This is a genomic window from Chloracidobacterium sp., from assembly GCA_016711345.1.
Taxonomy (GTDB): Bacteria; Acidobacteriota; Blastocatellia; order Pyrinomonadales; family Pyrinomonadaceae; genus OLB17.
On record JADJTD010000001.1, the window covers coordinates 2,696,056 to 2,707,800 of the forward strand.

Here is an 11,745-nt window from a genome sequence, read left to right on the forward strand (position 1 = left end):
TGGGGACAGCGATCTTACAATTTGTGTGGGTGAGAACTTATTTATTCCTGGCGACCTTGGCCGGTTTCTTGGTATTTTTCTTTGCCTTGTCCGTTTCAGGAGCGGCAGGTTGGTTGTTCATCTCGTCAAGCGGCGAGAGGAAAGGGTTTGACGATGGCTTTGCGTCCTTGCCGTTCGATTTGCCGGTTTTGGCCGCCGGGTTTTCGACAGGCATATTGCTCGCCGTTTCGACGGGTCTCGAAGTTGATTCCGTCGGGGCGGTACCTTGGATCTGCGCCTTTGTCGAATATTCCTTTAGAGCCTTATTTTCTACTGTCGCGACAAATTTGCCCGCTCCGACCTTTGTCACCCTGCGAAATACAAGCCGGTTCTCTTCGACCGCTACAAGCTGGCCGTCAAAGAACTTTTCGCCTGGATATATCGTGTAGGAAAGTTTGATAGGCGTTGCTTCAACCATCGCGGCATAACCACGCGGTGTCTTGAAAATGCCGGTTACTGCCATTTCGTTAAGCGTCAGGACGCTCGTCACTTTTGGAAGCGGGGCACCGTTGGCAGCGGCGGCCTCGCGGATCTGCTTGAAATAAGCTATCCGCGACTCAATTCCCGGAGCACCATAATTTGCAGCGGTTGTACCTGCGGCTCCTGTACCAGTTTTAACCGGTGCCTGTACCTTTGGCTTCATAAAGCCCGGCTTTTGAAACGGATCACGCTGTGCGTGAACCAGCGAATAACTGCCGCTGATGATTACCAGAGCGGCGGCTGCTGCCGTGAGGCTTGCGAAGCGTTTTATTGTCGATATGTTGATCATGGCTTTTTTCTCTCTTTTCGAAAGGCTATTCAATCGGGTTCGATCTATTTGGCTGCAGTCTGAGCCGGAGGAGCAGCGGGCTGGCCACCTGCAGGTGCTCCCGGAGCTCCTGGTGCGCCGGGCTGGGCGGGTTTGGCATTCAGGTCTGTCGGAGCGGCATAGTAAGCCGTTAGCAGAAATGAAGCGTGCAGCGTTTTGGCGTCAGTCTGCTTTTCGAGCTGGTTGATCTTAAAATCCGTAACGGACACGATACGGGGAAGTTTTGCAATACGGTCATAGAATGCACGCAGATTGGTGAAATTACTGTCCACCTCGACCTCGACCGGCTTGGCCATGATCGAATCCTGCTGCGTATCGTCACTACGCGGAGCAAACCTCATTACCACCATGCGGCTGTTGTTAGCAGTGTCCTGCAAGCCCTGAAGAACGTTAGTGATCTCACGTTGTTCCGGGAGTAGAACTTTGAGTTCTTCGTATTCCTCAGCCTTGCTGGCGTACATCTCTCGAAATTCGTTGATGCGTTGAGTCGCGATGCGAGCCGACTCATTCTTTGCCAGAAGCTGTGAGATCTCTTCATTCAAAGCTGCGATCTCGGCTCGTGTCTCGCTCGTCACAAAATACCAGACGCTTCCGTAAACAAGCGCTGCCATGCAGACGAGGATCAACAGGTGATAGTGCCATTGTAGATTTTTGATTTTCTCAAACATTGTGGTTTTTCCTTCTTATTCGCTGTTTCGTAAGGATCAGTTCTTAGCGACTTGGACCGGCTGAGCGGGAGCAGCAGGTGACTGTGCAGACGCGGTCGTCGGATTTCCGTTGTCGGCGCCGGCAGCCTTAGAGGGCGTGTAGGCACATTTGATCGTGAAATTAACGATCCCGACCTTTGGTGGTTCACCGGTTGCATTTGCTTTGACCGGAGCGTTTTGGTTAACGATCTCGTTTCGAACGGTCTCGATATTCAGGTTAGAGAACAGCCCGTTTGAAAATTCAAGACTGCGTCCAAACTGCGTGACCTGTGATTCATCGGGCGAACTGCCTTTGATAACCAATCCTTCACCGGCCTGCTCGACGCTTTCCAGATAAAGTCCCGGAACCATTGCTATGCGTTCACGCATCGCTTCAAGTACCGCACTCGGGCCGGCTTGCGAAGCTCGCAGCTTCTTAATGGCCTCAATACGGGAGTCGATGTTGGCGATCTTTTGCTCCAACTCTCGCTGTTCGTTCATCACGACCTCAAGCTCAGCCTGGATGCGCTTTTGCTCGTCGAGTTGACGTTCGGCTTCGGTTTTTGCCATCTGGGTGCTGATCACGTCCCATCCGATGACCGCCGCGAGCAGGAAGCCCACCACGACGGAGAGGAGAAGAAAGCGTGAACTACCGCTCGATATTTTGCGATCGACAGCTACAACTGTGCCGCTTTGTCTTTCTGTAACAGAATTTATTAGATTGATCTTAATCATCTTTCTTACACTCCCCTTACTGCCAATCCGACGGCTACCGCCATTTCAGGCACGATCTCGCTAAGGTAATCAGGGTCAAACTTCTTTGAGTCAACATTAATGTTGCGGAAAGGATCGAGCACCTCGACCGTTAGCTCAAGCCTTTCTGAGAGTTCCTGAGCAAGGCCGACAAGCTTCGAACCGCCGCCTGAAATAAGGATCTTTTGTACAACGGTTTCGTTGTCCTCGGTCGTTGCACGATAGAAATCGAAGGTCTTCTGGATCTCCATAGCGACGATCTCTGTCACGTTGTTCATTAGCGGCTCGATCGATTTTTCCTCGATACCTTCGACGGCATCGGTGACACCGCGTTTGACCGCTTCGGCCTGTTGGAAGTTAAGGCCAAGGCTTCGCTGTAGAACATCCGTAAACTGGCTGCCTCCAACTGTGATGTCGCGTGTGAACAAAGAGCGGTTGCCCTTTACAATATTGACATTCATCGTCGAGGCTCCGATGTTGAGAAGTGTTACGACATCATTCTCGGTCGGATTGTAATTAACTTCGTAGCAATTCTGCAGAGCAAATGTATCGACATCGATCACGACCGCGGTCTTGCCGGCGAGCTGGATCGCCTGCTTTATATTGTCTATGCGCTCGCTCTTGCAGGCTGCGATCAAAACATGAGTAGAATCTGACGTTTCCGATGTGACCTGATAATCCAGGCTGACATCTGCCAGATCATAAGGAATATGTTCCTCAGCGTGCCAGTCGATAGATTCTTCTAATTCCTCTTTGCTCATTGCTGGCAGAACGATGTTCTTTATGATCACCGAATGGCCGCTGACGCCGGTAACGACATTGTCTGCGTGCACATCATGATTGCTGCAAACGCTGCGGATAACATCCGAAACGACATTAAGCTCCATGATCTGGCCGTCGATGATCGTATCGCCGGGTAGATTTTCATAGCCGAGGCTTACTAAGTTCAGGTTATTCATCTTGCCTTCAAGCTCGACCATTTTTATCGAGCTGGAACCGATGTCTAAACCAGCAACGCTTTTCTTTTTACCGAACATTATTTTTTGCTCCTTTTTGCAGAACGCTTTTCTTATGTCGAAAAAGTTTTCTTAATATGTTCCCATCCGAATTTACAGGTTTTTGATTTGAGGATCGGTTGCCACCGTTAGATAAACCGGAAAAGACGAGGATGTGCTTGCGTGAAGGTCATTTCTGAGATGTACTCAAAACCTGCACTTTTCGGATGTTTAGATCACAGAGTGATCATCGGAACATATTGTTTTTAGAAAACTTTGCCGCATTTGGTGGCGATGGGTGCGCGGGCCTTTCGGTCGCTACAGTTACAAAAGTACAGGAATGAACAAACTATGTCAACACTTTTTTGCAATGTTTAACGCAATATGAAAGAAAATCATTCACGGACTGAATCAAGGGTCGGTCAGAATGACATATTGAGAAGGGAAATGAGAGCGAAAACCTGACGTTTAGTTGAGGATAAGCTGCCAATAGCCTACATCTATCCAACGGTCGAACTTGCGACCGACCTCGCGAAAATGGGCGACCTTTTCGAAGCCAAAATTTTCGTGGAGCTTTATGCTTGCGTCGTTCGGAAGGGAAATGCCGCCAATGATCGCATGAAAATCGCCTTTCCTTATTTCATCAAACAACTTCTCGTAAAGTAGCTTGCCTATGCCGCGCTCCGTGTGTCCGGGCCGAACATACACTGTAACTTCGACGGAATGTAAATAGGCCTGCCGGACACGAAAACGTCGTCCATAAGCGTAGCCGACGATCTCATCGTTCTCCTCACACACAAGGAACGGATAACCGGAATACCAACACTCTTCGATCCGCCTGAGCATCTCAGCCTCGTCAATAGGCTCGATCTCAAACGTCGCATGAGAAGTAGCGATGTAATAATTGTAGATATACGCTATGTCGAGAGCGTCATCGTCTTTTGCACTGCGGATTTGCATTAATTTCGCGTCGCGTATTGAAGAACGGCAGAGAATGTTTTCGACTGTTCTACTTGGGTTTAGCCTCTTTCTTATCGTCTTTTTCAACATTAACCCACATGTACCCATTTTCCCCGGCTTTAATGACGGTACTTGTGCTTTTTGAATTATCGATATAGATATCTGTGAAATAGGTCTTGTAATACCAAACAAAAAAGACTGATCCTAACGTCGGTTTCTCAATTTCACGATAATCTAACCAGATCTCACGTGGAGGTGTGGTCTTGAATCCTCGTAAGCCCTTTTGGAGGTATCTTTTATCCGCAATAATTTTGCTACCAGTAGGGTCGATGTGATAAATCCCTTCCATACCATAGAGAGCAACACCGTTGGTCTGAAACGCGGGGAATAACCAAACATCAAAAGTCTTATCGGCATTCAGTCGAATATATTGATTGAAGGTCGGGGAGTTTGGTCCTATTTTTGCCGTCAGCGCTGCTCCAGCGGTCGCCAGAGCTTTTGCATGGGTATTCAGAAAATCTTGCTCTGTCTTTTCAGTAGTCTTCGTAATCTTCCCGGTGGAGTCGAATAAGTAGTGAAAGACGAGGTCATATTTATCGTTCGCAAGCTTACCATAGACTGCGTGCCAAAGTTTTTTGCCATCCTGAAAACAAAACCATGCGCCTCCTAGCTTCGCAATTTCCGCTTTGTCCTCAGTCATTAGGACGTCGGTAGTTTTCCACGCAACTTCATCGTATTCGACAAGCCATTGAGCAAGTTCCGATTTCTTTGCAAAGTCTATTGTATCGAATTTAGGTCCGGTTGATTTTGTTTTTTGTGCAAAGGATGCGAACGATCCAAATGCAAGTATCGTTGTCGCTACAAGCACCGTAAAGTTTAGAATTGATCTAGGACTTTTCATTAATGTTCTCCCATTCGCTCACGCCAGCTTTGGGTTGGGCCGCCGGCGTCGACGCGGACCATTTCGATGGCTCCGGGCGAAGGGCAGACTAGATAACATAGATTGCATCCGACGCATTCTTTTTCGATGACAAGCGGATATTTTTTGCCGTCAACTTCCTCGAAGACAAAGCTCTGGTGAGCACCGTCTTCGCAAGCGACGTAGCAGAGATTACATTGAATACACTTCTCTTTGTTGACGCGGGCCTTAACATCGTAGTTCAGATCGAGATTTCCCCAATCGGTCATGCGGCCGACCGATTTGCCGACAATGTCATTGACGGAAGCAAAGCCTTTGTCGACGAGATAGTTATTCAGCCCGTCGATCATATCCTCGACGATACGATAGCCGTAATGCATCACTGCAGTGCAAACCTGAACATTTCCGGCGCCAAGCAGCATAAATTCGACCGCGTCGCGCCAAGTATTGATACCGCCGATGCCGCTGATCGGAATATTGAATTCTTCATCGCGTGCAAGCTCGGAAACCATGTTCAGAGCGATCGGTTTGACCGCCGTGCCGCAATAACCACCGTGAGCAGCCATGCCGTTGACATTCGGATAAGGGATCATCGTATCGATATCAACGCCGATGACCGAATTGATCGTGTTGATCAGCGAAACCGCATCCGCTCCGCCGCGTTGAGCAGCGTGTCCCGGCGGCACGATATGTGTGACATTTGGAGTGAGTTTAACTATCACCGGAATGTTGGAAACTTCCTTGACCCATTCCGTGACCATGCACGTGTACTCGGGAACCTGTCCCATCGCCGCGCCCATTCCACGCTCCGACATTCCGTGCGGACAGCCAAAATTAAGCTCAAAACCATCGCAGCCCGTATCTTGAGTTTTCTTAGTTATCTCCTGCCACGCTTCTTTTTTTGACTCGACCATTAAAGAAGCGATCACGGCGTGGTTCGGATATTTCTTTTTACAGGCGGCGATCTCTTTGAGATTGACATCGAGCGAACGGTCAGTGATCAACTCGATGTTGTTAAGGCCGATAAGCCGATTCGTGCCCGAATCGAGTCCTGCCAGCCGCGACGAGACGTTGGTAATAGGCTCGCCAAGCGTTTTCCAAACCGCCCCGCCCCAACCAGCGTCAAAAGCCCGCTCTACCATCGAACCCATATTAGTAGGCGGCGCGCTTGCGAGCCAAAACGGATTGGGTGATTTAATTCCTGCAAAATTAATACTTAGATCAGCCATAAAATTAATGTGGGACAGTGTCGACTGGCGCCTTTGGCGGATCGCGAAGTACGGCTCCCGCGAACTCGACCTTTTCACCCGACAGTGACTCATGAATACTCATCGCACCGAGTTTTCCCATTTGTGAAGCGTCAACCGCTTCCTTTCCGCCGTTTGCACAGTCGCCGCCGGAGAATATCTTTGGATTCGACGTCTGCATCTGGTCATTAATGACAACGCGACCTTTTTCATCCACTTCGACTCCGGCTACATCTGAGAAGAATGATGCCATTTTCTGTTGGCCGATGGCTTTGATGACCATGTCGCACTTGATCTCAAACTCAGTTCCGTCAGGTCTTGCACACAGCAAGGCGTTTATGTGTCCGACACCTGTGATCGCGATCGGTTTGGTCTGCCACGAAAATTCGATGCCGTCTTTGCGAGCTAGTTCCATCTCGTAATCGTATGCCGGAGCGTCTTTTTCAGTGCGGCGGTAGACCATGGTCACTTTTTCGGCACCGAGGCGCTTTGCCTGCGTCACGGCATCGATGGCGGTGTTGCCTGCACCAATAACTAAAACGTTTTTGCCGAGGGGAACGGTTTTCCAATCGCGGCTCTTTATTTTTTCAATAAAATGAAGGGCGTCGTAAACGCCATCGAGTTCTTCGCCGGGAATATTGAGTTTATTGGTTTCGCCGAGGCCGGTCGCGAGAAAAATTGCATCATGTTTCGAATGCAAGTCATCCATCGCGGTTATTTCAGTATTGAGAAGAAACTTCACGCCCATTTTCTCGACGTGTTCGACCTCGCTTAGGCTAACGGACTGTGGCATCTTGTATTCCGCCATCCCGTAGGTGTCGAGGCCTCCGGCCTGTGCTCGTTTCTCATAAACCGTCACGTAGTAACCCAACCGTGCAAGATACGACGCACACGACAAGCCCGCAGGGCCAGAGCCGACGATACCAACCGACTTGCCGTTCGACTCACCCTTCGTATATATCTGACGGCCGCTCGACATCGCATGATCGGTCGCGTATCGCTGAAGCCGTCCAATTTCAATAGGCTTATCGAGCAAAGTCTTTTCGACACAGGCACCTTCGCAAAGGACCTCGACTGGGCAGACGCGAGCGCAACTAGCACCTATTGGATTTGCATCAAAGATCACACGAGCCGAGCCGTGCAAATTGCCGCTCGCGATCTTCTTGATAAACGAGGGTACGTCAATATGCGTCGGACAAGCATGCGTGCACGGAGCGTCATAGCAATACAGACAGCGATTCGCCTCATGCAAAGCTTCTACCGTCGTCAAGGCCGGATTGATCTCCGAAAAATTTTGCTCGATCTGTGTTATATCGAGCGGTGAGCAATAGTCATTTGCCATAAGAGTTATTCACCACAGAGTCACGGAGAGCACAGAGTTTTTCAAAAAACAGCATATCTCTGTGTTCTCTGTGCCTCTGTGGTGCAATCTTCATTAATCCGCTACGATCGGCCCGTAAGCATCCGGCCTGCGGTCTCTAAAGAACTGCCAAGTATTTCGCACCTCGCGGATCTTGTCCATATCGAGGTCGGCGACGACGAGTTCGTCCTGATCGCGGGAGCCCTCGGCGATTATCTGGCCGCGCGGGTCACAAAAATAGCTTTGCCCGTAGAATTCGCCAATGTTCCAAGGTGCCTCTGTGCCGACACGATTGATCGCTCCGACAAAATAGCCGTTCGCAACCGCGTGTGCAGGCTGTTCGAGCTTCCAAAGATATTCCGAAAGCCCGGCGACAGTTGCCGATGGGTTAAAGATAATCTCAGCTCCATTCAAACCAAGACATCGAGCTCCCTCGGGAAAGTGTCGGTCATAACATATATAGACGCCGATCCGCGCAAACGCCGTATCAAAACACGGGTAGCCAAGATTGCCGGGCTTGAAATAGAACTTTTCCCAAAAGCCGGGATTGACGTGCGGGATATGCGTTTTGCGATATTTACCGAGATATTTGCCGTCGGCGTCGATCACTGCAGCGGTGTTGTAATAAACGCCCGTCTGCTCTTCCTCATAGATCGGAACGATGATCACCATGCCGAACTGCTTAGCTACATCCTGCATCAGCTTAACCGTCGGGCCGTCAGGAATGCGTTCGACAGCTTCGTACCAACGCGTCTGCTGTTCAGCACAGAAATACGGCATCGTGAAAACCTCTTGAAAGCAAAGCATCTGAACGCCCTGCTTAGCCGCATCCTCAACCATCGTCATTTGATGGTCAATATTTGCTTTCCTTATTTCCTCTATCGGAGCATCGGTCGGTGCCGCGTTATGCGCCTGTATTAGTCCACATTTGATTATTCTTGACATAGATTTAAGACATCCAGTTTACACCCGCCTCGGGGTTCCATTTGGTTGTTGTTTTCTTTAACTTTGTCCAAAACTCGATCGAGCTGCGTCCCGTGATATCGTTCGCACCGAAACGCGATTCATTCCAGCCTCCGAAAGAGAACGGTTCACGCGGCACTGGTACACCGATGTTGACGCCGACCATTCCGGCACTGGCGTGTTCCATGACGTATCTCGCCAGGCCGCCGCTTTGCGTGAAGACCGCTGCAGCGTTGCCGTAAGGATTTTCGTTCTCGATCTTGATCGCTTCGTCGAGCGTATCTGTCCGCATGATCGAAATGACCGGGCCAAATATCTCTTCGGTCGCAACCGACATGTCAGGTTTAACAAAGTCGATGACAGTCGGCCCGACGTAGGTTCCGTTTTCTTTGCCTTCGACGACCGCACCGCGTCCGTCAACGAGGATCTTCGCTCCGTTGCGTTCGGCTTCGGAAATGTAATCTTCGATGCGCGTTTTTGCGGCTTTTGAGATCACGGCGCCGAGATTTTTGCCGGGAACGATCTTGCGTGCTTCGGCGACGATCTGATCGATGATCGGATCGACATTGCCGACAGCGAGCATCGCTGATGCGGCCATGCAGCGTTGTCCGGCACAGCCTGACATCGAAGCCGTAACATTCGAGGCAGTCATCGCCGGATTTGCATCCGGTAGAACGAAGAGATGATTTTTTGCACCACCGAGAGCGATGCAGCGTTTTAGATGATGTGTGCTCTGCTGATAAACGAGCTTTGCAACCTTCGTCGAGCCGACAAAACTGACCGCCTCGATATCTTTGTGAGAACAGATGCCTTCGACGATCTCTTTGCCACCGTTGACGATGTTGAAAACACCGTCGGGCAAACCTGCTTCTTTTAATAGCTCGGCCATTCGCTCACAGGAAAGCGGCACGAGTTCGGATGGCTTCATTATCATTGTGTTGCCGAGCACAAGAGCGTTCGGCATCGTCCAATTTGGCACCATCAAGGGGAAATTGAACGGCACGATCGAAGCAACCACGCCGACAGGGAAATGCTCGGTTCGACACTCGACGCCGCGGCTGACTTCCATGATCTCGCCGGAAATAAGCTGCGGCATCGAACAGGCAAATTCAGTAAGCTCGATGCTCTTATCGACCTCGGCACGAGCTTCGTCAATGGTCTTGCCGTTTTCCTCAGAGACCAAAGCGGCAAGCTCATCCGAGTGTTTCTCTAGCAAATAGCGGTAGCGGAAAAATACCTGCACACGTTCCTTTATCGGCAGCTTGCTCCAGCTTTCAAAAGCCTTTTTCGCCGATCTTACAGCCCTTTCCAATTCATCCGGCGTTGACATCGGAACCGTCGCCAACAGGTTGCCGTCCAGCGGCGACGTGACATCAAAATCATTTGCGGATGTACTTTCCACAAATTCGCCGTTGTAAAAATTCTTAACTCTCTCGTATTTCATTATTTTTTTCTGTCGGCGGGATCGCCGCCATCAACGCCCAGTGCACGACAAACGCGACACCGAATCCAACAAACCACGCATAATCGTATAACGGTCGAAGTATTGGAATTATCAACCCTATCCACGCAAAAAAGCAACCCAGAAGCGTTGCAATTACCGCACTCCAATTCCAGCCGCCGTAAATTCCTTTGCTGCGGTAAAGATCGCCAAGATTCAGGTTTTTGTTACGGACAAGCCAATAATCCGCGATCAAAACGCCTGCTATCGATCCTAAACCGCCAGAATACCCAACCAGCCAGCCAAAAATGTAACCGCTTGGATCGGCGAGTAATTTCCAAGGCATCATCAAAATGCCGATGATCCCTGTGATCAGGCCGCCGGTGCGAAATGAGATCAGTTTTGGGAACGCGTTGGCAAAATCATTTGCGGGTGAGACTACGTTTGCCGCGATATTTACTGATAAGGTTGCAACAACAACCGTGAACATCGAAATAGCGACGACTATCGGCTGAGAGAATTGTCCGACAAGTTTAACAGGGTCCCAAGCGTCTGCCTTGTTCATATCTGGAAAGACTATTAACGCCGCCGACGTTATTAAAATGCCCATCGCCGCAAAAACTACCATAGTAGTCGGCAAAGCGACTGTCTGCCCGACGACCTGTTCCTTCTGACTCTTACCAAATCGCGTAAAGTCCGGCATGTTGAGCGAAAGCGTCGCCCAAAAACCGATCATCGCCGTCAACGATGGAATAAATATCGGCCAAAATTCGCCAAACGTCTGAAACTTGCCGGGTTCATTGAGCAAGAAACCTACGCCGCCCGCTTGATACAATATCCACGCGAGCAAAATGCCTGTCATCACCAAAACATAGGGCGCGGCCCAATTTTCGACGATCCGCAGCAGGTCCATTCCCTTGTAAATAATGGCGATGTTCATGCCCCAAAAGATCATGAACGAGAGCCATTCCGTCGGCGTGTGTCCTCCGATCGGCCCGCCGAGCAAAGTCGCCCAACCGGGAATGAACGCCGCGAAAAAAGTCTGCAAAGCCTGTCCGCCGATCCAGGCTTGAATACCGAACCAGCCGCACGCGACAATTGCCCTCATCAACGCAGGCACGTTCGAGCCCATCGTTCCATAAGCCGCACGAGCGAAAACCGGAAAGGGAATTCCGTACTTTGTTCCGGGGTGCGAATTGAGCAAGATGGGCGCGAGGACAATGATGTTGCCGAGCAAAATAGTGAACAAAGCCTGCCACCAGTTCATACCCGCCGAGATCAACCCCGACGCCATCATATAAGTCGGTATGCAATGCGCCATCGAGATCCAAAGCGCCGCGTAGTTGTACGTCGTCCAATTGCGCTTGGCGACAGGCACCGGAGCGAGGTCTTCGTTATACAAAGGCGAAGATTCGATATCTTTTAACGCGTCAGCATTTAACTCAACGCGTCCGTCATCGTGTTGGACAGTTTCGGTCATAAATATTTACCCCGATCATTCCGCCGCAGTTTTAGAAATTAGTGGTTGTTACCGTTCTATAATATAAATTAAAAAGCCTTTACGTTCGAACTGC

11 protein-coding genes are annotated in these 11,745 nt (G+C 50.1%); all 11 read right to left on the reverse strand.

From position 1 onward, the window contains the following. Positions 1 to 37 precede the first annotated feature (37 nt). Entirely contained in the window at positions 38 to 808 is a 771-nt protein-coding gene (locus IPL32_11210; protein ID MBK8466389.1) for a hypothetical protein, read from the reverse strand. A gap of 44 nt (positions 809 to 852) precedes the next feature. After that, entirely contained in the window at positions 853 to 1,515 is a 663-nt protein-coding gene (gene pilO / locus IPL32_11215) for a type 4a pilus biogenesis protein PilO (protein MBK8466390.1), read from the reverse strand. A gap of 36 nt (positions 1,516 to 1,551) precedes the next feature. Continuing rightward, complete coding sequence (locus tag IPL32_11220) at positions 1,552 to 2,268, reverse strand: PilN domain-containing protein (protein MBK8466391.1); 717 nt, start codon at positions 2,266 to 2,268, stop codon at positions 1,552 to 1,554. A 5-nt stretch (positions 2,269 to 2,273) separates the two neighbouring features. Further along, entirely contained in the window at positions 2,274 to 3,323 is a 1,050-nt protein-coding gene (gene pilM, locus IPL32_11225) for a type IV pilus assembly protein PilM (protein MBK8466392.1), read from the reverse strand. 426 nt (positions 3,324 to 3,749) lie between these two features. Continuing rightward, positions 3,750 to 4,241, reverse strand: coding sequence for an N-acetyltransferase (locus IPL32_11230; GenBank protein MBK8466393.1), 492 nt, complete (start codon positions 4,239 to 4,241; stop codon positions 3,750 to 3,752). 49 nt (positions 4,242 to 4,290) lie between these two features. Beyond that, positions 4,291 to 5,142: a hypothetical protein gene (locus IPL32_11235; GenBank protein MBK8466394.1), complete on the reverse strand. Its 852-nt coding sequence runs from the start codon at positions 5,140 to 5,142 to the stop codon at positions 4,291 to 4,293. Then, positions 5,142 to 6,389 (reverse strand): NAD-dependent dihydropyrimidine dehydrogenase subunit PreA, encoded by a 1,248-nt coding sequence (preA, locus tag IPL32_11240; protein MBK8466395.1) that lies wholly within the window; start codon positions 6,387 to 6,389, stop codon positions 5,142 to 5,144. The genes IPL32_11235 and preA overlap by 1 nt, the downstream gene beginning before the upstream one ends. Before the next feature lie 4 nt (positions 6,390 to 6,393). Beyond that, complete coding sequence (locus IPL32_11245) at positions 6,394 to 7,749, reverse strand: NAD(P)-dependent oxidoreductase (GenBank protein MBK8466396.1); 1,356 nt, start codon at positions 7,747 to 7,749, stop codon at positions 6,394 to 6,396. 93 nt (positions 7,750 to 7,842) lie between these two features. Further along, positions 7,843 to 8,712, reverse strand: coding sequence for an acyltransferase (locus tag IPL32_11250; GenBank protein ID MBK8466397.1), 870 nt, complete (start codon positions 8,710 to 8,712; stop codon positions 7,843 to 7,845). A gap of 4 nt (positions 8,713 to 8,716) precedes the next feature. Next, positions 8,717 to 10,174: a CoA-acylating methylmalonate-semialdehyde dehydrogenase gene (locus tag IPL32_11255; GenBank protein MBK8466398.1), complete on the reverse strand. Its 1,458-nt coding sequence runs from the start codon at positions 10,172 to 10,174 to the stop codon at positions 8,717 to 8,719. After that, on the reverse strand, positions 10,155 to 11,651 hold the full coding sequence (locus tag IPL32_11260; protein MBK8466399.1) for an NCS1 family nucleobase:cation symporter-1: 1,497 nt from the start codon (positions 11,649 to 11,651) through the stop codon (positions 10,155 to 10,157). Before IPL32_11260 ends, IPL32_11255 begins: the two co-directional genes overlap by 20 nt. Between the last annotated feature and the right edge of the window lie 94 nt (positions 11,652 to 11,745).